This window comes from Clostridium senegalense (assembly GCF_018916625.1).
Taxonomy (GTDB): domain Bacteria; phylum Bacillota; class Clostridia; order Clostridiales; family Clostridiaceae; genus Clostridium_J; species Clostridium_J senegalense.
In genome coordinates, this window is sequence record NZ_JAHLNC010000001.1 from 837,389 (window position 1) to 858,940 (window position 21,552).

The 21,552-nt window shown below is 25.8% G+C and carries 17 protein-coding genes, 6 tRNA genes and 1 riboswitch; of the genes, 7 read left to right on the top strand and 16 right to left on the bottom strand.

Annotated features, from left to right (window positions below):
* Position 1 precedes the first annotated feature (1 nt).
* The 4 genes from KQI36_RS03975 to KQI36_RS03990 all read right to left on the bottom strand — a co-directional run bounded on the left by KQI36_RS03975 (position 2) and on the right by KQI36_RS03990 (position 4,106).
* Complete coding sequence (locus KQI36_RS03975) at positions 2-487, bottom strand: RNA polymerase sigma factor SigX (protein ID WP_216449687.1); 486 nt, start codon at positions 485-487, stop codon at positions 2-4.
* A gap of 382 nt (positions 488-869) precedes the next feature.
* Positions 870-2,048 (bottom strand): acetyl-CoA C-acetyltransferase, encoded by a 1,179-nt coding sequence (locus KQI36_RS03980; protein ID WP_010293185.1) that lies wholly within the window; start codon positions 2,046-2,048, stop codon positions 870-872.
* 1,122 nt (positions 2,049-3,170) lie between these two features.
* Positions 3,171-3,695: a Gx transporter family protein gene (locus KQI36_RS03985; RefSeq protein ID WP_216449688.1), complete on the bottom strand. Its 525-nt coding sequence runs from the start codon at positions 3,693-3,695 to the stop codon at positions 3,171-3,173.
* 9 nt (positions 3,696-3,704) lie between these two features.
* Positions 3,705-4,106 carry a NusG domain II-containing protein gene (locus KQI36_RS03990; protein WP_244991464.1) on the bottom strand — a complete coding sequence of 134 codons (402 nt, stop codon included), beginning with the start codon at positions 4,104-4,106 and terminating at the stop codon, positions 3,705-3,707.
* Between the two features lie 495 nt (positions 4,107-4,601).
* Between KQI36_RS03990 and KQI36_RS03995 the strand changes: the two genes are divergently transcribed.
* Positions 4,602-5,057: an FMN-binding protein gene (locus KQI36_RS03995; RefSeq protein ID WP_216449689.1), complete on the top strand. Its 456-nt coding sequence runs from the start codon at positions 4,602-4,604 to the stop codon at positions 5,055-5,057.
* A gap of 112 nt (positions 5,058-5,169) precedes the next feature.
* A complete protein-coding gene (locus KQI36_RS04000; RefSeq protein ID WP_216449690.1) occupies positions 5,170-6,198 on the top strand; it encodes an FAD:protein FMN transferase in 1,029 nt (342 codons plus the stop codon).
* 103 nt (positions 6,199-6,301) lie between these two features.
* Here the strand turns inward: KQI36_RS04000 and KQI36_RS04005 are convergent, their stop codons facing one another.
* Positions 6,302-6,550, bottom strand: coding sequence for a DUF3892 domain-containing protein (locus KQI36_RS04005; RefSeq protein ID WP_010293192.1), 249 nt, complete (start codon positions 6,548-6,550; stop codon positions 6,302-6,304).
* A gap of 190 nt (positions 6,551-6,740) precedes the next feature.
* On the opposite strand from KQI36_RS04005, the gene KQI36_RS04010 reads away from it, so the two are divergent.
* Positions 6,741-7,289 (top strand): TetR/AcrR family transcriptional regulator, encoded by a 549-nt coding sequence (locus KQI36_RS04010; RefSeq protein ID WP_216449691.1) that lies wholly within the window; start codon positions 6,741-6,743, stop codon positions 7,287-7,289.
* 51 nt (positions 7,290-7,340) lie between these two features.
* Here KQI36_RS04010 and KQI36_RS04015 read toward each other — a convergent pair whose 3' ends face one another.
* Positions 7,341-10,118, bottom strand: coding sequence for a hypothetical protein (locus KQI36_RS04015; protein ID WP_216449692.1), 2,778 nt, complete (start codon positions 10,116-10,118; stop codon positions 7,341-7,343).
* An 898-nt stretch (positions 10,119-11,016) separates the two neighbouring features.
* Here KQI36_RS04015 and cysK point away from each other — a divergent pair.
* The 4 genes from cysK (at position 11,017) to KQI36_RS04035 (ending at position 15,497) form a co-directional block, all read left to right on the top strand.
* The gene (gene cysK / locus KQI36_RS04020) at positions 11,017-11,928 is read left to right on the top strand and encodes a cysteine synthase A (protein WP_216449693.1); all 912 of its coding nucleotides are present in this window, start codon (positions 11,017-11,019) and stop codon (positions 11,926-11,928) included.
* Positions 11,929-11,953: 25 nt separating this feature from the next.
* On the top strand, positions 11,954-12,496 hold the full coding sequence (gene epsC, locus KQI36_RS04025) for a serine O-acetyltransferase EpsC (RefSeq protein WP_010293201.1): 543 nt from the start codon (positions 11,954-11,956) through the stop codon (positions 12,494-12,496).
* Between the two features lie 111 nt (positions 12,497-12,607).
* Positions 12,608-12,721, top strand: a riboswitch (purine riboswitch).
* A gap of 127 nt (positions 12,722-12,848) precedes the next feature.
* A complete protein-coding gene (locus KQI36_RS04030; RefSeq protein WP_216449694.1) occupies positions 12,849-13,421 on the top strand; it encodes a xanthine phosphoribosyltransferase in 573 nt (190 codons plus the stop codon).
* Positions 13,422-13,754: 333 nt separating this feature from the next.
* Entirely contained in the window at positions 13,755-15,497 is a 1,743-nt protein-coding gene (locus tag KQI36_RS04035) for an ATP-dependent metallopeptidase FtsH/Yme1/Tma family protein (RefSeq protein ID WP_216449695.1), read from the top strand.
* A 49-nt stretch (positions 15,498-15,546) separates the two neighbouring features.
* Here KQI36_RS04035 and KQI36_RS04040 read toward each other — a convergent pair whose 3' ends face one another.
* The 10 genes from KQI36_RS04040 to KQI36_RS04085 all read right to left on the bottom strand — a co-directional run bounded on the left by KQI36_RS04040 (position 15,547) and on the right by KQI36_RS04085 (position 21,359).
* Positions 15,547-17,700, bottom strand: a complete 2,154-nt coding sequence (locus KQI36_RS04040; protein WP_216449696.1) for a YhgE/Pip domain-containing protein — start codon at positions 17,698-17,700, stop codon at positions 15,547-15,549.
* 164 nt (positions 17,701-17,864) lie between these two features.
* Positions 17,865-17,938, bottom strand: a tRNA-Gly gene (locus KQI36_RS04045).
* Positions 17,939-17,954: 16 nt separating this feature from the next.
* Positions 17,955-18,030: transfer RNA gene (locus KQI36_RS04050), tRNA-Pro, on the bottom strand.
* Between the two features lie 63 nt (positions 18,031-18,093).
* Positions 18,094-18,167 (bottom strand) — tRNA-Gly (locus KQI36_RS04055).
* Between the two features lie 4 nt (positions 18,168-18,171).
* A tRNA-Gly gene (locus KQI36_RS04060) sits at positions 18,172-18,246 on the bottom strand.
* 5 nt (positions 18,247-18,251) lie between these two features.
* Positions 18,252-18,327, bottom strand: a tRNA-His gene (locus tag KQI36_RS04065).
* A gap of 6 nt (positions 18,328-18,333) precedes the next feature.
* A tRNA-Arg gene (locus KQI36_RS04070) sits at positions 18,334-18,410 on the bottom strand.
* A 305-nt stretch (positions 18,411-18,715) separates the two neighbouring features.
* Entirely contained in the window at positions 18,716-19,525 is an 810-nt protein-coding gene (gene proC / locus KQI36_RS04075; protein ID WP_216449697.1) for a pyrroline-5-carboxylate reductase, read from the bottom strand.
* Between the two features lie 322 nt (positions 19,526-19,847).
* Positions 19,848-20,414, bottom strand: a complete 567-nt coding sequence (locus KQI36_RS04080; RefSeq protein ID WP_216449698.1) for a helix-turn-helix domain-containing protein — start codon at positions 20,412-20,414, stop codon at positions 19,848-19,850.
* Between the two features lie 471 nt (positions 20,415-20,885).
* The gene (locus KQI36_RS04085; protein WP_216449699.1) at positions 20,886-21,359 is read right to left on the bottom strand and encodes an FUSC family protein; all 474 of its coding nucleotides are present in this window, start codon (positions 21,357-21,359) and stop codon (positions 20,886-20,888) included.
* Positions 21,360-21,552: the final 193 nt, after the last annotated feature.

Below are 21,552 nucleotides of genomic sequence, written 5' to 3' on the forward strand. Positions count from 1 at the left end.
TTTACCTCCAGTTTTCTCTATAAATATCTCTAAATTTTTTCTGAGCTCTAACTAACATTGTTCCTACATTAGATGTTTCTATTTGTAGTATTTCTGCTATTTCTTTATATTTAAGTCCTGAGTATCTCAATAATAAAAGTTTTTTATCTTGTTCCTTTAATTTTTCCATAACATTCCGTACATTTTCAATTTCCTCCTTTCTAATATATTGTTCATCAACCCTCTCCATATCTTCTTCTATAAAACTACCTACTTTTTCTATACGAGCTTTATGTCTTTTTTCTGATCTTAAATAATTATATGAAACATATATAGCTGATTTATTAAACCATCCTGTAACATTTTCAATTTCTCTCCAATTTATTTTGTATAATTGCATAAACACTTCTTGTGATAAATCTTCAGCTATAGCCTGATCTTTAACAATTTTCATAACTTGCTTAACAACATACACATAATATTCTTTAAATAATTCTTCAAATTCCATAAATGTTAAATCCTCTCCTAGTTCTATTTGTAAAGTTTATCTGTATTTAATATGTAAATTAATTTTAAATTCTTATAAATATTTATTTACTTTTATAATTTTGTACACTCATATATATAGAACCCAGATTTATAATTTTTATAACACATTTTTTATTTTATTTTTTTATTTTACACCACATACTAATTGACATATTTATAACACTCTATAAAAAATTAAAAGCTTTGCATTACTTATTTTAAAGTATTGCAAAGCTTCTATTAATAAATAAATTATAATTTTATAATAAAAACAACTATTTTATTTAATATTTTATTCGCTTAAAAAAGGGAAATTAAAATTAATTAATCTCCCTTGTAAATATAGTATAACTTTTAAATTATTATCTTTCTACTATTAAAGCAGTTCCTTGTCCACCACCTATGCATAGTGTAGCAAGACCTGTTTTACAATCTCTTTTAGCCATTTCATGAATTAAAGAAACTAAAATTCTAGCACCTGATGCACCGATTGGATGACCTAATGCTATAGCTCCTCCATTAACATTTACTATTTCTGTATTTAAATTTAAATCTTTTGCAACTGCTATAGATTGAGATGCAAAAGCTTCATTAGCTTCAATTAAATCTATATCTTCAATTTTTAAATTAGCTTTTTCTAATGCTTTTTTTGTAGCTGGAATTGGTCCACAACCCATTATTTTTGGATCTAAACCTGCTGATCCATAAGATTTAATAGTTGCTAAAGGTTTTACTCCTAATTCATCAGCTTTTTCTTTAGACATCACAATTAACATTGCTGATCCATCATTTATTCCTGATGCATTTCCTGCTGTTACTGTACCATCTTTTTTAAATGCTGGCTTTAACTTAGCTAGCTTTTCTATTGTCATATTAAATTTTGGGAACTCATCAGTATCAAATATTATTGGATCTTTTTTTCTTTGAGGAACTTCAACTGGAACTATTTCATCTTTGAATCTTCCTTCTTTTATTGCTCTCTCTGCTTTTAATTGACTATTTAAAGCAAATTCATCTTGCATTTCTCTAGTTATGCCGTATTTTTCAGCAACGTTTTCAGCTGTTATTCCCATATGATAGTTGTTAAATGCTTCCCATAAACCATCTTTTATCATTGTATCTACAACTGTTCCGTCACCCATTCTTTGTCCCCATCTGTTATTTGGTAAAACATATGGTGCAGTACTCATGCTTTCTGCTCCACCTACTAACATAACATCAGCATCGCCAGCTTTAATTATTTGTGCTGCTAAACTAACTGCTCTAAGACCTGATCCACAAACTTTATTTATTGACATAGCTGTTGATTCTTCTTTTAATCCAGCTTTTACAGCAATTTGACGAGCAACGTTTTGTCCTAATCCACCTGATAAAACACAACCGATTATAGCTTCATCTATAACATCTGCACTTATTCCAGCTCTTTTTATTGCCTCTTTAGCTGTTAAAACTCCTAAGTCTACAGCTGAAAATTTAGATAAGCCACCTCCAAATGAACCTATAGGTGTTCTTACTGCACTAGCAATTACTACTTCTCTCATGATTAAAATCCCCCTAAATAAAAATATTTTAATAATTTGTATTTAAATTAATATTTAAATCTATACATTTAAAATAAAAGCAAAATAAGATTTTTCTAAAATTTTTTATTAATTTTAGTTAAGTATAAATTTTATGTTTTTCTTTTTATAAGGTTTCAAATTGCCATCAAAATTTATTTTGAAATTTGAATACCCAAAAGAGTGATGCAAGCTTTCAACCATCTAAATTCAACCTACATTTAAAATGAAAATATTTTAAATCTATTTGAATAATCTTAAATTTTAGCTTGTTTCCCTATATCATTAATAGAATATGATATATTGTTAACTTTTATTAATGATTGTATAAATTTAAACATAAAAATTTAACTATTAATAAACTATAAGTTATTTATTATATAAAACTTTAACACCTTAATATAACTTAATCTAATATTATATTTTATACTATTTGAATTTTAAATAGATTCTTTGTATTCAATGGTAAATGATTACATTTTTGACATTTAATTAACTATATAGTGTCTAGACTATATATTTGTTTTTTTATTAACAAATTATTCTATTATACCCCATAATTTTATACTCGTATATTTATAGATAAAAAATTTACAAATATATGAATAGTCTAAAAATTTTTATCGCAACTTAATCTATATATATTTATCTATTCAAGTATCAATGACTTTAAAATCATTAAAATTTTGTAATATATTTTTAAATAACTTTAATAAATATATTATCATTAATTTTTATAAAATCTATATTTCTCAAAGAATTTTCTGTAAACTCAATTTTATTATACACTCTATTTATGAAATATTCTATATCTTTTAATTATTTTTTATAATCTATATAATTTTTCAAACTAAAATGTATTAATTAATCTGTTATTCTTTTAAAGAATATAACTATTTTTTTGTTTATAATGTATTTTATTTGTATTTTAAATAAAATTCAATTTAACTATTTTAAAATATAAAATTAATAAATTCAAAATAGAATATATAAATTATAAAAAACTGAATTTTTATTCTTTGTTTTGTATTAATTATTCACAAAAAATAAAATTCAGTTTACTTTTTAATCAACTCTATTAAATTTTAAAATAATTTATTTACTTTACATAAAACCATTGTTCATTTTTTTATTAATTGTTTTTAAATGACTTAAAGCATAATATGAAGTAAACCCTACAAAAATTCCTGTTCCAATTCCTGCTATAGTAAGTATCGGCAGATATAATAAAACACCCCATGTTTCAACAATTAATGATGCTACTATTAATTGACCTATATTATGAAATACAGCACCTATAACACTTACACCTATTATACTTACCTTATTCTTTAATAATTTTTTAATTATAGCCATTGATATAAAGCTAAAAATTGCTCCACCTAAGCTATACATTAGTCTTGACACACTTCCACCAAACATAACTGATAGTACTATTCTAATTGCCAATACTAAAAATGTTTCTTTATAATTTAAAGTATATAATGCTATAACCGTTATGATATTGGATAATCCAAGTCTTGCACCTGGAGTTATAAATGGTATAGGAAGCATACCCTCTACTATATGTAAAACTAATGCTTGAGATATCAACAATGATATATATACTAATTTGCTAGTTTTCTTCACAATATTCTCCTATCCAGATATAAAATCTTCTTCAGTATTATTATTTTTTATGTTTCCTTTTATTTCAATCACAACTTTATGGGGTAAGCAAACCACAGTTTCACCTACCCTATGTATATATCCAACTTGTTTACAAACTTTATCTTTACAATCAGAGTCAATTATACCTATTTTATTATCCATCACTTTTATAATATTATATCCGTTTTTAGTTTCTAATTTAAATTCCTCTTCTCCTACATGATTATCAAGTCTTATTTCTTTAAAAACTTTTCCATCACTAGTTACTACTGCATAAACTTGTTCTGATATTGCGCCTGAATTATTTACATAAAACACCAAATACGGTATAAAGGATATAAAAAAAAGAATAACTATAATTATAATATCTAATTTTTTTATAACTTTCATATCACCTTTCCATCCTATCAATTTGTTTTAGGCATATAAAATAATAAAATCTTAATACAATGAATATGCCTTATTATAGTTATTTTACTAAAATAACTTGTAGCTTTCTAGCTTTTTATTATTTTCAAGTAAATATTTAATGAAACTACCTTATAGAAAGTAACTTAATTTTTAAATTTTTTAAAGTGAAATTATATTCCTTCACTTTTTTAAAATTGATAAATAAATAACTGCTATTTTTGTATAATTTTAAATTTAAATTTTTATAATTCCCTGTTTTAACCTACTATTTAACTATTACATATGAAATTTGGCTAAATAGAGCTTTTTTTTAAATTTATTTTAATTTTTCTATAATAATCTTTACTTTTTCTTATTTTTTATATAAAATTAATAATAAATAGAGAATTCTTGAAATTGAATTTATTAAATTTATTGTTTTTTTTTAGTCAATATAAAATAAAATTTATTTTAGTTTTAACAGGGGGTTTTTTTATGAACAAAAAATTAGTTAGTATTATAGGTGCAACATTAGTAGCAGGAACACTATTAGTTGGATGTGGTTCTTCAACTGCTAAAGGTCCACAAGACGGAAGTTATAAAGCTGAATTTTCTGAAGCTGATGACCATGGTTGGGTAGGCTTTGTTGAAATAAAAGTTGCAGATGGAAAAATAACAGAAGCTAAATCTGATTATGTAAATGCTGAAGGAAAACTTAAAAGTGAAGATAAAGAATATGAAGAAAACATGAAAAAAGCTTCTGATTCTTATCCTGCTAAGTTCTCAAAAGAGTTTAGCACTGCATTAGTTGAAAAAGGAAATGTAGATGAAATAGATAACATTTCTGGTGCAACTACTTCATCTAATGATTTTAAATTATTAGCTAAAGAAGCTTTAAATGCAGCTAATAAAGGTAATACTGATACTATTAAAGTTAAGCCTTCAAAATAATTTATAGTTTTCTAAAAGCTTTAGGTTAAAATCCTAAAGCTTTTTTATGATATAATATAAAAAAATGTACTTTTATTTACTTATATTCTATACATTAAACGGAGGATAAAATATGAATAAACTTAAAAAATATTCTTTTACTTTTGTTATTTTATCTATACTATTTTTAGTTGGTTGTTCAAAAACGCCATCAGAACCACTTTCAAGAACTGAACTTATTATGGGTACTGTATGTACAGTTCAAATTTTTGATTCAAAAGATAGTTCTATATTAGATGAATGTTTTAATAAACTTACTGATTTAGAAAATTTAGTTAGTATAAATAAAGAAAATACAGAACTTGATAAAGTTAATAATATGTCTGGGAAATCAGCAGTTTCAGTAAGCAATGATACATATAATATTATAAAAAGTGGAATAAGCTATAGTTCTTTATCTAATGGAAACTTTGATATAACTATTGGTCCTATTGTTAAACTTTGGGGCATAGGAACTGATTCTGCTCGCCTTCCTAGCGATACAGAAATTAATGAAAAAAAATCTTTTATAAACTATAAAAATGTTATTTTGGATGATAGCAATAAAACTGTTTTTCTTAAAAACCCTAATATGATTATTGATTTAGGTGGTATTGCCAAAGGATATGCTGCAGATGCACTTACTGACATATTAAAAAAGCACAATGTTAATAGTGCTATGATTAACCTTGGTGGTAATTTATATATCTTAGGAAATAAAGAAGATGGTAATAAGTGGCGAATAGGTATACAAGATCCTAATGACTCAAATAGTACTGTAGGAAATTTATTAGTTAATGATAAATCCATAGTTACTTCTGGTGTATATGAACGTTTTTTTGAGGAAAACGGAAAAAAATATCATCATATACTTAACCCTAAAACTGGTTACCCTTATGAAAATGATCTTTTAGGTGTAACTATAATTAGTGATAAGTCTGTTGATGGTGATGCATTATCTACCACTACATTTGCCCTTGGCTGTGATGAAGGATTAAAATTCATAAATTCTTTAGAAAATATAGATGCTATTTTTATAACTAAAGATAATGAAATATATTTAAGTGATGGACTTAAAGACAATTTTAATGTTACTAACGCTAACTATAAATTAAAAAATTAATAAAAAGGTGTGCTATAAATTAAATCGCTATCTGTCAAACAGATAATATGGGAATGAATCTATAGTACACCTTTTCTTTTTTTATATTAACAAATATATGTATTTAAAATATTGGTTTATTGCTTAAATTATCTTCTTCTGTTCCATTAGGATTACTTTTTATGAACTCTCTTCCATTCTTAGCTTTTCCCACATTAACACCATTTATCATTCCATTTTTGGTCATGTCTATTGCTTGTTTTATAGGATAAGCCTCTCCATTAGATAGCATAACATCAGTTATATCACCTTCAGAATTTTTTCTTACTTTTTGAACAGTTAAATTTTCATTTTTTGATTGATTTTTATTCATAAATATCACCTCTTGTGAATATTATGTTTTATATATTCAAAATTTATTCAATTTTAAATATAACTCAGTATTTATTGTATATTTTATTTAGGTTGACAAACTCTTTTGTCCAAACCTATAATCATTATTATATACTTTTTAAATTGTACATTTTGTACAAGTAAATAATAATTTATGAGGTGGTTTGACAGTGCCCAATATCAATAATAAAGATATTGAAAGTAGTATAATTAATTGTGCAAAAGATTTGTTTATTCAAAGAGGTTATGAAAAAGTTGATATGAAACTTATTGCAAAAAAATGCAATCTTCCAATTGGTACAATTTTTAATTACTTTCCTAACAAAAGTAAAATTTACATGAAATTGCTAGAAGATAGTTGGAATTATACTTTTAATAGAATCAAAAAATTAAATTCACTTGATGCTAACTTAAGAATAGGTAATCTTATAGAAATACTGTACGATGATATGTGTTCTAGAAAAATTTTCAATACTGAATCTATAAATTTAGATTTATTAAAAAAGCAAAATGACTATGTAATAAACTCTATTGCTCATATAATCAACTCTTTTGAACACAACCCAAAGGATATTGTTAACTATCTTTATAGTACTACCTTTGTTAAGGCTATTTTAGATTATATTAACGAGCTTATAACAAATTCACATAGTTCAAGAAAAGAAAATCTTAATCTCTTAGCTATATTTGTAAATAAATTAATGTCTAATAAATTCTAATTAATAAAAGTAGTAGAAGGTGTAAAAAATAAACACCTTCTACTACTTTTATTATGCTTTATAAACAAATCCCTTATTATAAACTAATCCCTGAAGAATTTGTTTCTTATATTTTTCAAGTTGAACATTAACAAACTCTATATTTTTGCTTATTTCATTATTTCTATTTTTTAATTCTGTTCTTTCTATTTTTTTAATTTCTAAAATTTTATTTGATAATAATTTATATTGAGCTAGTGCCTCTAATAATTCTTTATATACATTTTCTATTTCCAAATGTAATTTTAAAGTTAATTCTTCTACTGAACTAAATATAGCAGAGTATAAATTATCACACACTATTATAGAATCTTCTATAATTTCTCTTTTTATAGTTTCATATTTACCACCATCTTTTTCATTCTGCTTTGAAAATATAGTAGATAAACCAGATGTTAAATTCTTCAAAACATTCTTTTTAGGGAATAAACTTATTTCATCATCTAAACTATTTATATAATCCTCATAACACATAGAAATTTTTTCTTTTAATTTATGATTTTCTATAAACTTAATTTCTTTAAATTCCTTAGCAAATTCTTCTGATATTGGTATAACCTTGTTAGTATTATTATTTATATTTCTTATAACTTCTAACTCATTAAAATATATCTTTTCATATTTACTTAAGAATATATCAAATTGACTTTTCATAAGCTTATTCATATTCTCTTTATACCATATTAAAATCTCTTCTGAAACTTTGTTTCTAGCTTCTTCTCTAATGTTTTTACTTTCTTTTAATTCGTCAACCACTTTAACATTTTCTTCTATTACTGCTGGAACAATAGTATTTATTTTTGTATTAATATATTCCTGCAATAAATTAGTATCTTGAGTTACCCTATCTTTAAAGTTTTCTATATTAGATTTTACTTCATCATCAAACTCTTTATACTTAAAGCTAGCTTCTTCCATAAGTTGAACTTCTAAACCTTTTTTCAGGAATTCATCTTCACACTCTTGATTTATATAATTCAATTCTTTAGACAGGTTATTATAAAATTCATTATATCTATACATAGTTATATTATTAGGATGTAATACTTGTATTTTTTCAAGTACATCATTATAATTTTTACCATTATAGATTGAAATATTTATATTAAATCCTGTTTTTTCCAGCCAGCTATTAAACTCTTCAATATCTTTTTTAGTAAAATGTTCTACCCCTTTTATAACAAATAAAACTTTATTTAAATTTTTCTTTTTATATATTTCTACTGAGTTTAATATATCTTGTTTTAAATCTCCACTGCTAGTTTTTAACATTACAACAGATATATCTGCTAAATCTAAATTTCTTTGACTACTTTCTAAAATTACATACTCTTCTTTATCTACTTTTTCTTTAAATTCACCATTCTCTTCAATTAATTTATCTAAAATACTTTCTTCATTTATATATTTAGGTAATATTTCTAATACCTTTATTCCTCTTCCCATAATTCTACATTGTTCATTATATTCTATATCAGTTTCCCTATTACACTTTTTACTAATATCCTTTAACTTACCAACTAAATCACTCCATGGATAACTTTCCAATGTATTTTTAGTTCCTGTTAGTTTATTTACACTAATTCTAAGTACTTCATTTATTATATTCACATCAAAATCTATCTTGTGTATTTCATTTATTGATAATAATTTTGTTGAGCACTCAATACTTTCATCATAGAATCCATTATTAAAAGCAGCAACCATGAAATAAAATATTATATTTTCTTCTAAATCTCTAACTAATTTGTTATTGTACTTTTTACTATCTATATCATCATAAACTTCTCTTAAAATATCTATACAAACATCAAAATACTTATAGTCCCCATTTTTATAACTTATTTTTATTAGCATGTTATTTAAGTATTTTACAAATCCCTCAAATAAAATATCATCATTTTTTATTCCATCATATAATGTTTTAGAAAGTAATTTCCATTGTTTAAAATCTAATGAATATAATGTTTCATTTAAAATTTCTATTACCTTTTGAAGATATTCCATTGTAAAATTTTTAGTTTCTTTACAACATTGGGATGCAATATCTATAAAATATTTATCCTTAGTTTTTAAATATTGATTATAACAAATCTCTAAAGATTTTATATAGCTTTCTTTATCTTTTAAAAATACTACTACATCTTTATCTACGTTCTCATAATATGGTATAACTTTTAATACATTTATTGCTGCCTCATAAGCTTTATCCACATCACTTATTGTTTTAGCTGCATAATATATACATTTATTTTTTTCTAGGAATAAAAATTCTCTATCACTTACAATTTGTTCATAAAGATCCAAAGATTTTTCTACATCGCTACATATATCCCCCAAGTTTTTTCTTGCCCACATAGATAATTCAAATATAGTAATATCACTATTATCTTGAACCATATTAAATAGTCTACTTTGTTCTTTAGTGATAACTGAAAGTACTTCTATAACTTTTTCAAAATGCTCTTGTGCAAAACTTCTATTATTTTTTTGTATGTATAATTCTCCTAAAGAAAAGTGACATGTTACAAGTTTTTTAAGATCATCATATTCTAACTTTGCTGCAGGTATATAGCTTAAATCTTTAACTAAATCATTAAAAAATTTTATTAATTGATTATCTTCAACCTCTTTACAAAATGAATTTTTTAAAACCCACTGATAATGTCTTTTTAATACTAAGGCTACTTCACAACTTTCCTTAGGATTAGATATACTTAAGTAAAAATTGAATTTTTCAACATTCTCATAAGACCTTTGTAAGAATTTTATTTGATTTTTTAGTATCACAATTTTTCACTCCTTAAATACTATATATAATATAATATAATATTTTATTATATATTTTAATTATCAACTATTTTAACTATTTATTAGGAATATATAATCATTTATCAAATTTATATATAAAAACTTTATTAATAACGAGTTAAATATGTTCCTAATGTTTTAAATTTGAACTTATTTTTTATATAATACTTATTTACAATACATCGTCTATATGTCACTGTATTGACAAGTATATTATAAAAAGCATTATACCTTTCTCTACTTAACAATATACTTAAATTTAATAAAAACTTCTAGTTAATTTCAAAAAATTTTATTATTATTTATAGTATTGAATTTTCCAATAGCTAACCGGTTTATCATTTGATATAAAAATAGATATCTCATGTATTATTTAATATTAAAATAAATTTTTCATTTTTCTTACTTGCTATATACTTATAATTGTTTTATAATAACATTAATTTTAAAATGCGTTGAAGAAGAAAAGTATCATAAATACTAATTCACAGAGAAAAGGTGTTGGTGAGAATCCTTTAAGGTTTATTATTTAATATAATACTCCTAATATAGGTTTATGAGAAGTGCCCTTCTGAGCTGAGTTCTGAAACTAGGTATTATTCAAATAGAAATATGCCTTATAGTATGAATTTCCAGGTTCGCCTGTTATAGCGATAGAATATAAATTTGTATTCGATTTTCAAGTGGGGTTTTTTTACCCAATTAGAGTGGAACCACGGAGTATATAATCTTCGTCTCTTATTTATAGAGACGGAGTTTTTTTATACCCTTTTTATATAGAATTGCAATTCATAAATTAAATAAAAACTTATAATAAAAGGATTTAAAGCTTTAATCTATTAACTTAATGTATTATTAAAAATTTAGGAGGTAAATTATGTTATACGAAAACATTTTAGATATGATAGGTAAAACACCTATAATAAAATTAAATTCATTAACTTCAAAGGATATGGCTGAGGTTTATGTAAAACTTGAAAAATATAACCCTGCAGGAAGTATTAAAGATAGAGCTGCTCTTGGAATGATAGAAGCTGCTGAAAAGGAAGGACTTTTAAGCCCTGACTCTATAATTTTAGAGCCTACAAGCGGAAATACTGGTATAGCTTTAGCCATGATTGGTCGTCTTAAAGGATACAAAGTTGCTCTAGTTATGCCGGAGACTATGAGTTTAGAAAGAAGAAAATTAATTAAAGCTTATGGTGCTGAATTAATTCTTACTGATGGCAGCAAAGGAATGAATGGTGCTATAGAAAAGGCTTTAGAGCTTGCTAGTAAAAATCCTAATTATTTTATACCTCAACAATTTGAAAATATTAATAATCCTAAAAAGCATTATGAAAGCACTGCACTAGAAATAATAGAGGATTTACCAAACTTATCTGCCTTTGTTGCTGGTGTAGGTACTTCTGGAACAATTACAGGTATAGGTAAAAAATTAAAAGAATATAATTCCTCTGTTGAAATAATTGCAGTAGAACCTTTAAATTCAGCAGTAATATCTGGTAAAAAACCATCACCTCATAAAATACAGGGTATTGGTGCTGGTTTTATTCCTAAACTTTTCGATCCATCAATTGTAGATTCAATAATAACTGTAAGTGATGAAGATGCTTTTAAAACAGCTAATGATTTAGCTAAATTAGAAGGATTATTCCTTGGAATTTCATCTGGAGCAAATGTTTTCGCTGCAATTCAAATAGCAAAAAAATTAGGTCCTAATCACAAAGTCTTAGCAATTTCTCCAGATGGTGGCGAAAAGTATATTTCTATGAATGTTTTTTCATAGATACTAATATAAGGATGTGACTTTAATGTTTAAATATCTTAGAGAAGACTTAAAAACTATAAAAAAGCAAGACCCTGCTATTAAAAGCACTCCAGAAGGATTTTTATATCCATGTATATATGCCTTGCTTTTCTATAGGATTTCAAATAAATTATACAATCATAACTTTTATTTTCTAGCTAGACTGATTTCTCAATTTAGCAGATCTTTAACAGGCATAGAAATCCATCCTGGTGCTAAAATTGGTAGAAGACTTTTTATTGACCATGGTATGGGTGTTGTAATAGGAGAAACAGCTATAGTTGGTGAAGATGTAGTAATATATCACGGCGTAACTTTAGGAGGTACAGGTCATCATAGTGGCAAACGTCATCCAACTATAGGCAACAATGTAATTATAGGTTGTGGTGCCAAAATTTTAGGTCCTATAACTATTGGTGATAATTCTAAAATTGGAGCTAACTCTGTAGTAGTAAAACCAATTCCAAGCAATAGTACCGCTGTTGGAATTCCAGCAACAGTTATAAGAACTTATGATCCACAATTCAAAACAATAGAAGTTATTTAAGAAAAAGGCGTCTTTTATATAATCTTAAAAGACGCCCTCTTTAATTTAAATAAAGTTATTTTTGAAATTCTATATCCATATGTGTTATAATTTTATTTAATATATTTACATATTAAAATTAAATATAAGTTTCGTATATGCTTAATTATATCAATATATATTGAGGTTTGAGCGTTTCTACCAGGATGCCTGAAATTCCTGACTACGAATATAAAATAAAGATATACGTATATATCTTTATTTAAATAATTAACTACAAGTGATTATTTAATATATTCCTAGACAGACAATTGGTCTAGGATTTTTTAATATATTAATTTAAGTGTTATAAAGTTACTATTGGAGGTATAATATGGAAAGTTTAAAAAATAAAATTTTAACTGAAGGTGTTGTTAGAGAAGGAAATATCTTAAAAGTAGATAAATTCTTAAATCACCAAATGGATATAAAATTTTTTAATGAAATTGGAAAAGAATTTAAAGAAAGATTTAAAGATCATAAAATAGATAAGATATTGACTATAGAAGCATCTGGAATTGCTATAGCCGGAATTGCTGCTCAGTATTTTGACTATGTACCAGTAGTTTTTGCTAAAAAAACAGATTCATTAAATATAGATAGCGAACTATATACAAGTAAGGTACATTCATTTACAAAGAAAAAAGATTATACTGTTATGGCATCAAAAAATTTCATTAAAAAGGGTGAAAACATCCTAATAATAGATGATTTTTTAGCTAACGGGTGTGCAGCACTAGGTTTAATAGACATTATAAAGCAAGGGGAAGCTAATGTTGTAGGAGTAGGTATTGTTATAGAAAAAGGATTCCAACCAGGAAGAAAAGTTCTTGAAGAAAAAAATATAAAAGTAGAATCTTTAGCAATAATCGAAAAAATGGATGCTGGAAAAATCTATTTTAAATAATATAAAATACATAACATAAAATAAGAACCATGAATTTCATATTTCGTGGTTCTTATTTTTAACTATTTATTAATTAACTATATTTCCATAACTTACATTACCAATTTATATGATTTTAATTAGACATAGTTTTCAAAACAAATATAATTATATTATAGCTTGTAGTTATTGGTGAATATAATAATATAATTTTTTAAAATATATTAGCCATCTTTAAAATTTATATTTTTAAACTTTAATTACTATAATTCACCTCGGCAATCAAGCTCCTTTAATTCTTGATTGCCTTTTTTTATTGATTAATATAATAACTTTTAAGGAGGGTTTTTATAAGTGAAAAAAAATGAGAATAAAATTTACTTTATTACAGCAATTGCCACCATACTTATATCTTTTTCTATAATGGTAGCAATAAGCTTTAAAAGTTCAAAAATAGATTTTAAACCCTATAATGAGTTTTTAAATGATTTAAATAACCATTCCGTATCTACTGTTTATTTAGTTCCATCTCCTAAGATAGAAGTTCTTTTAAACAATGGGACAAGCTATTTAACAGATAACCCAGATAGCAATACATTAAGAGAAACATTACTTAGCAAAAATGTTTCCGTAAAAGATAAATCAAATACATATATGTTACAAACAATATCTTCTATATTTTTAATAATTTCTATAGGCTATTTAACTATTTCTACAATTTCTAAAAAGAAATCAAAAGGTGGCATATCTTCTTTAAGTACAGAAGATGTATCTTCAACTGCAAAAGAAAAATTTAATTTTAATTCTTTAGCTGGTAATGAAGAAGCTAAAGAAAGTGTTAAAGATATTGTTGATTACCTTAAATTCCCTGAAAAATATCAAAAATATGGTGCTCGTGTTCCTAAAGGAGTAATTTTATATGGAGATCCTGGAACTGGTAAAACTTTGCTTGCTAAGGCTATAGCTGGTGAAGCCAATGTTCCATTTTATGCCGTATCCGGTTCAGACTTTATTCAAGTTTATGTAGGTGTTGGTGCTAGTAGAGTTCGTAACCTATTTAAAAAAGCTAAGGCACATAAAAAAGCTGTTATTTTTATTGATGAAATTGATGCTATTGGTAAAAAACGTAGTAATAGCACTAATGGTAGTTCTGAAGAAAAAGATCAAACACTAAATGCTCTATTGACTGAAATGTCTGGATTTAATGAAGATGAAGGTATAATTGTTATTGCGGCTACTAATAGATTAGATATATTAGATCCTGCCCTTTTAAGACCTGGCAGATTTGATAGGCATATTGAGATAGGTCTACCTGATGTATCAGCAAGAGAAAAAATTATTTCATTGCATCTTAAAAATAAACCTTTTAATGATTTAAATATAAAAGATATAGCAATTAAAACTGCTTATTTTTCCGGTGCTAAAATTGAAAATTTAATAAATGAAGCTGCCATACTTGCTTGTAAGGAATCTAGTGATTTTATTACTAACGCACATATAGACACAGCTTTTTCAACAATAATTGCTGGACATGAAAAAATTAATACTTCATCTTTTAAATATGAAGATAAAAAGATAACAGCATATCATGAAGCTGGGCATTGTTTAATTTCATTGTTAGAACTTCCTGAAGAAAAAGTATCAAAAGTAAGTATTATTCCAACTACCAAAGGTGCTGGTGGATATACTTTAACTTTACCTACTGATAAAAGTTATCAAAATTTAGAGTATTTATCAAAAAAAATTATGGTTTTTTTAGGTGGTAGAGCTGCAGAAGAACTTATTTTTGGTGAAAATCATATTACTACCGGTGCTTATAGTGATTTAAAACAAAGCAGTAATATGATTTACAATATGATAGCTGAATATGGTATGGGGAAATCCCTGGGACTTTTAAGACTTTCAGAGATGCCAACATCAATTCAAAATGCTAGTGCTAAAATGGTGTTAGATGAATGTAAAGACACAATAGATACTTTATATTTTAAAACGAAAACACTTTTATTAGACAATATAGATAATCTTAATATTTTAGCTAACGAACTAATGGATAAGGAAACCCTTTCTTATGATTGTATACTAAAATTGATTGAATAAAATAATTAATTTTAAAAATAAAGCTGTAAGATACCTTACAGCTTTATTTTTATTCAGACAATCCACTTTCCTTAAATTTCTTATTAAATTTTTCAGTTATATTATCTAACGGTTTTTTCAAAATAACACCAATAAATACTGCACCTATAAAGTATATTATTAACATTTTTATATCATAAATCACATTATCCTTTATCGGTCCAGCTACTGCTTCCCTCATAACTCCTATTGCATATGTAAATGGTAGAAATGGATTAATAGCTTGGAAAAATGGTGGTGTTACTTCTATTGGAAAAGTCCCTCCAGACCCTGCAACCTGAAGTACTAATAATATGACTCCAATGGCTTTACCTACGTTACCAAAAACAGAAACTAAAGTATAGACTATCATAGAAAATACTACAGAGGATATTATTGTAGATATTATAAATAATTTCATATTTACAATATAACATCCAAGTAAATACTTATCTCCTATAGCAACAATTAATCCCTGAATAAGTGCTATTGTTAGGAAAAATAAATATTTCCCAAAAAATTTCTCATAATTTTTTAAAATTCTCTTATCATCAAATTCATATACATCCACAGTTAGTATAGAAGATAGAATTAATGTACCTACCCATATTGCTAAAACTGTATAGAATGGAGACATAGCAGAACCATAATTAGGAATTTTGTATAAATCATTTTCTATTAACTCCACTGGTGTAGATATAAATGTTTTAGCAACACTAGGATCTATTTTTAGTAATTCTAATATTTTATCTACAAGCTTTTCATCTTGAAAAATAGTAGTTTTATCATTAATCTTAGATAAAGTTTCTCTTATATAAGGTAAATTTTTCTTAAGTTCTTCTATTCCTTCTATCCCTAATTCACTGCCTTTTTCTCCTATTTCTAATATTTGTTCTACTTTTGGAATATCTCCCTTTGCTTCATTTAATAAATTCAATGAATTATCTACTATTGTATTTAATTTATTTATAACATTATCTAATGCTGGTTTAAGCTCTGAATCAAAAGAATCTATCTTTCCATCTAAAAAGTTAATTATATCATTATTTATATCTTTTAATCCTTCTAAAGCATCCTTACCAATAGTTTGCCCTTCGCTTGTAGCTTTAATCAATTGATCCACTACTTGTATTTTTTCATTAATTCTTTGAGAAAAATTTTTTAACTGTGCCGATAATTGCTCTAAAAATTCATTGTTAGCTACATTGTTAATTCTGTCTATAGTATCTACTAAGTTTGTTATCCTTGCATCCATGTTATAAAATAATGTTCGAATCCTTTTAAGTCCATCTGTTACTTCAACTCCATTTGTAGAATCTACTATTCCTTCTATTATTATATTAATTTCTTTGGCTTTATCTCTTATAAACATTAAGCTTTCTTTTACGAATGGAGCTATAGTATCTATATCTTCTTTACCTCTTTGAATAAACTTTTCACTCTGATTTCCCACTTCTATTGCTGAATTCAAAGTTTCTTTTAAAATTGGAATATTACTTGTAATTTTATCTATAAATTCCTTGGCAGTTATTGATCCCTCATAAAGTTCATTTATTACTGTCTCAATTTCATCCATATTATTATTTAAGTCAGAAATTACATTAATTATTTTTTTTAAAGTAGGTCTTTGTCCTTCGATTTCAACACCTATTTTATTAAAATTTTCAAATATAACACCATTAACCATCTCAATAAAATTTTTAGATACTGTCTCTTGTAAGCTAGATGCACCCTTTTCTGTTATTTTAGGTGCTACTGCATTAATTTTTTCATTAACATTATATATAAGCTGAGGTTTTTTAGGGCTTTTTTCCAAAAATGAAGTAATATCTTTTGAAAATGTTTCTGTAATTATGATACTTGCATAGTATTTTCCATGATTAACCCCATAATCTGCATCCTTTTGATCTGTAAAAACCCATCCAATATCATGATTTTTTTTTAATTCTGAAACAATTTCCTCTCCTAATTTTAAATCCATGTTATCAAATTTATATCCAGAATCCTTATTTACAACAGCTACTTTAATCCCCTTAGTATTTCCATATGGATCCCAGCAAGCTTTAATATTAAACCATGCATACAAAGATGGTAAAATACATAATCCTAAAATAATTATAATTGCAACATAGTTTGTAAAAAGCATCTTCAAATCTCTTCTATATATCTGAAATATATTTTTCAATTAATTCACACCTCTCTATTAACAATATTTTAATTAGATATATAGTTATAGATTTACACTTTAATAAAAACTTATGCAAAAACTTATATTATTGCTTTTTAATTTAATTACCATAATAAATATTTTATACAACAAAAAAAGATAGCTATTAAGCTATCTTTTTCTGGAGCGGGTGAAGGGAATCGAACCCTCGTAACTAGCTTGGAAGGCTAGCACTCTACCATTGAGTTACACCCGCATAATTGTGTTAAAAGTGGTCGGGGTGACAGGGATTGAACCTGCGACCTCATGGTCCCAAACCACGCGCGCTCCCATCTGCGCCACACCCCGATATGAATTTATATATATATTACCATATTTAACTTATTTTTTCAAGTAACTTCAAAAAATAATTGGAGCGGGTGAAGGGAATCGAACCCTCGTAACTAGCTTGGAAGGCTAGCACTCTACCATTGAGTTACACCCGCAAATTGGAGCGGAAGACGAGATTCGAACTCGCGACGTTCACCTTGGCAAGGTGACGCTCTACCACTGAGCCACTCCCGCATATATGGGGTGACCGATGGGACTCGAACCCACGACACCCAGAGCCACAACCTGGTGCTCTACCAACTGAACTACGGTCACCATACATGGTGCGTTTTAAGGGATTCGAACCCCTGGCCCACGCCTTAGAAGGGCGTTGCTCTATCCAGCTGAGCTAAAAACGCACATTTACTTGTCCATCATTTAACTTTTGCTCCTGACGACAAAAATAATATTATCATAGTTTTTTTTGTTATGCAAGCATTTTTTGTTTTTTTTTATATTTTTTTATATTTTTTAAAATAATATAGTATATTTACTATAAAAAAGCTTAAATTTTACTTTAATTTACTATAAATTTAATCGTATTATTATTTTTTAACCTTATAACACAAATAAAATAATATTATAAAACTTAATACAAATAAAATATAAAATTAAAACTGTATTAAAATATATTTCTAGTCTAATACAGCTTTTAACTACATAATTATTTTTTAGTCATTTCTTCTGATTTTCTCATGCAATCAACTACTGCCTCTATAACTGAAGCTCTGAAGCCACTTCTCTCTAGACTTCTAACAGCTTCAATTGTAGTTCCTCCTGGCGAACAAACCATATCCTTTAACATTCCTGGATGCATACCTGTTTCTAACACCATTTTAGCAGATCCTAACACTGCTTGTGCTGCAAATTTATATGCCTTATCCCTAGGCATTCCACCTATTACTGCACCATCTGCTAATGCTTCTATAAACATAAATACATAAGCTGGAGATGAACCACTAACACCTATTACAGAATCTATTAAGTACTCATCAACAACCTCAGCTTTTCCAAAGCTTTTAAATATATCTTTTATATTATTTAATTCTTCTTCTGATATATTTTTATTTCTACAAAGTGCTGACATTCCTTCATTTACTAATGCTGGAGTATTAGGCATCGTCCTTACTATTTTCTTGTCTTCTCCTAATACATTTTCAATATCTTGTATAGTTTTTCCAGCTGCTATTGTTACTATAACTTTATCTTTTGACAAATCCTGTTTAATTTCTTTCATAACTATATCATAAACATTAGGTTTAATAGCTAAAAATAATATATCTGCTTTCTTTGCTACTTCATTAGAATTTGTTGTAGTACTAACACCAAACTCTCTATCTATCTCATCTAACTTACTTTCATTTAAATCAGAAACAATAACTTGATTTGGTTTAACTAGATTAGATTTGATTATTCCACCAATCATAGCTTTACCCATATTTCCTGAGCCAATAAATCCAATTATTTTATTCATTATCTTACCATCCTTTTATATGCTATTTCAAAATTGTTGTTGTGTTTTTTAATTATATTATCATTATTATCTTTAAATTTTATTAAATCTATTATACACAATTGACTCTAATATTTTAAGTATATTTAAATATAAAACTTTAAAATATTTTTTCTAGTTTTATAAACAAACTTATACAAATACATACTATTCACTACACATTTTGAAATTTTCCAAATTTACTAAAAATTTTTCCTACTCCACTGTAGAATTGCTTGTACAATTTTCCCTAAAAAAATATATACATTCCATTTATCTAATTTATAGATATCTTATTAAAGTATTACTCTTTATCTTTAAAAGGATTTGGCGTAAGAACCTCCAAAATTTTAACTATCTTACTTGTATGATTAGCAAAGTTATGCATTATTTGTGAACTATAATGTGCAGTATCTCCTGGATATAACTCATACTGTTCATTATCTACATACAATGTCAAAACTCCCTCTAACACGTATATAAACTCTTCACCTTCATGCTTATATTGAGTTAAATTGTCTTCTATGTTATTAGGCAATATTTCTATTAATCTTGGTAATAAAGCCTTATCATTAGGATTAGTAGTCAAGTTATAATTTATAAACATGGAACTGTCTATTTTAGACACTTCTTTTTCATAACTCTTCAAAACTACTCTATGTTTTCTTTTTGGATTAGTAAAAAAATAATTTAAATCCACATCTAAAGCTTCAGCTATTCTCATAAGCGAATCTGTAGCTATACTAGTAAGACCTCTTTCTAATTGTGACAAAAAACCTATTGAAAGTCCTGTAGCCTCACTTAATTCTCTTAATGTCATTTTTTTATCTGACCTTAGTTCTTTTATTTTATTTCCAATATCTTTTTTCAAAATTTACACCTCTTCATCAACATAGAAATTATCTATTTTTTAACATTTTTCTTAATATTAATAATACTCGAAACTAGTATTATTGTCTATAATTTCCGTTAAATTTTAATTAAATATTTTCATTATAGTGAAAATTTGGTATATTTTCTAGACCTTTAAATAAAATATCAACTTTTCAGTTTATAGTAAAATAATTTTGCACCATAAAATCGGGTTTCAATTTGACTTCTAAAATTTTCCATTCAAAAACTTGGATACCTAAAATAGTGAGACATACTCCGAATCACTAGAATTCAACACTGCATTTTGTATGAAAATATTTTAAAGTTATTGAATAAATTTAAATTCCAGCTTGTTTCCTTATATTACTAACTATATTTTTTATTAATTAATAAAAAGAATCTACATATAGCCTTAAATTTATATATCTATAAAAAATAAAGAACAAATCACATAATAATGATTTGTTCTTTACTTATCCTTCTTCTCTTTTTTTAGCTTATAATATGGACAAATATACTTATTAACTAATACAGCAATAATTATTCCTAATGCGGTTTCTAAAAATCTATTTACTCCATATTCAAATGGAGACTTATCTTTTAAATTAGTCATAATAGCTACGAAAACTATACATGATATAGTTGTTGACTTATTTTTATGAATTACATCACATAAGTATATAAGCAAACTAATACCCACTGCTGTAAGAATTACACTATTAGGCATTATATAAGAAAATGCTACGCCTAATACAGCTCCAAATGTGGTCCCTATAAGCCTATTTTTTCCTACTTCAAAAGAAGTTTCTACAGTAGATTGCATGCATATAACCGCTGCTATACACGCATAAAAAGGTGAAGAAAATTTAAAAATCCTACTTATTACTATGCAAATAAAAACAGATACTGCTGTTTTTATATTTCTCATACCTATTTTCTTCATAAATGTACTCCTTTAAATGACCTATAAAATTTAAATAAAAAATTTATGTATAATTTTTTATAGTATATATAATAACTTAATTATATATACTTTTCAAAATACCTTTTTTATTTATAGCTTATTAAATATAATTTAATACACTTGTTATTCCTTTACATTTAGTTTTTCTATAAATTTCTACGAAATTTAACAC

What these genes read in the sequence shown, in the direction of transcription:
- KQI36_RS04000 (WP_216449690.1), top strand. Translation starts at nt 5,170, where the DNA reads ATGAATAAACTTAAAAAATATTCTTTTACTTTTGTTATTTTATCTATA.
- KQI36_RS03995 (WP_216449689.1), top strand. Translation starts at nt 4,602, where the DNA reads ATGAACAAAAAATTAGTTAGTATTATAGGTGCAACATTAGTAGCAGGA.
- cysK (WP_216449693.1), top strand. Translation starts at nt 11,017, where the DNA reads ATGTTATACGAAAACATTTTAGATATGATAGGTAAAACACCTATAATA.
- KQI36_RS04085 (WP_216449699.1), bottom strand. Translation starts at nt 21,359, where the DNA reads ATGAAGAAAATAGGTATGAGAAATATAAAAACAGCAGTATCTGTTTTT.
- proC (WP_216449697.1), bottom strand. Translation starts at nt 19,525, where the DNA reads ATGAATAAAATAATTGGATTTATTGGCTCAGGAAATATGGGTAAAGCT.
- KQI36_RS04030 (WP_216449694.1), top strand. Translation starts at nt 12,849, where the DNA reads ATGGAAAGTTTAAAAAATAAAATTTTAACTGAAGGTGTTGTTAGAGAA.
- epsC (WP_010293201.1), top strand. Translation starts at nt 11,954, where the DNA reads ATGTTTAAATATCTTAGAGAAGACTTAAAAACTATAAAAAAGCAAGAC.
- KQI36_RS03980 (WP_010293185.1), bottom strand. Translation starts at nt 2,048, where the DNA reads ATGAGAGAAGTAGTAATTGCTAGTGCAGTAAGAACACCTATAGGTTCA.
- KQI36_RS04005 (WP_010293192.1), bottom strand. Translation starts at nt 6,550, where the DNA reads ATGAATAAAAATCAATCAAAAAATGAAAATTTAACTGTTCAAAAAGTA.
- KQI36_RS03990 (WP_244991464.1), bottom strand. Translation starts at nt 4,106, where the DNA reads ATGAAAGTTATAAAAAAATTAGATATTATAATTATAGTTATTCTTTTT.
- KQI36_RS03975 (WP_216449687.1), bottom strand. Translation starts at nt 487, where the DNA reads ATGGAATTTGAAGAATTATTTAAAGAATATTATGTGTATGTTGTTAAG.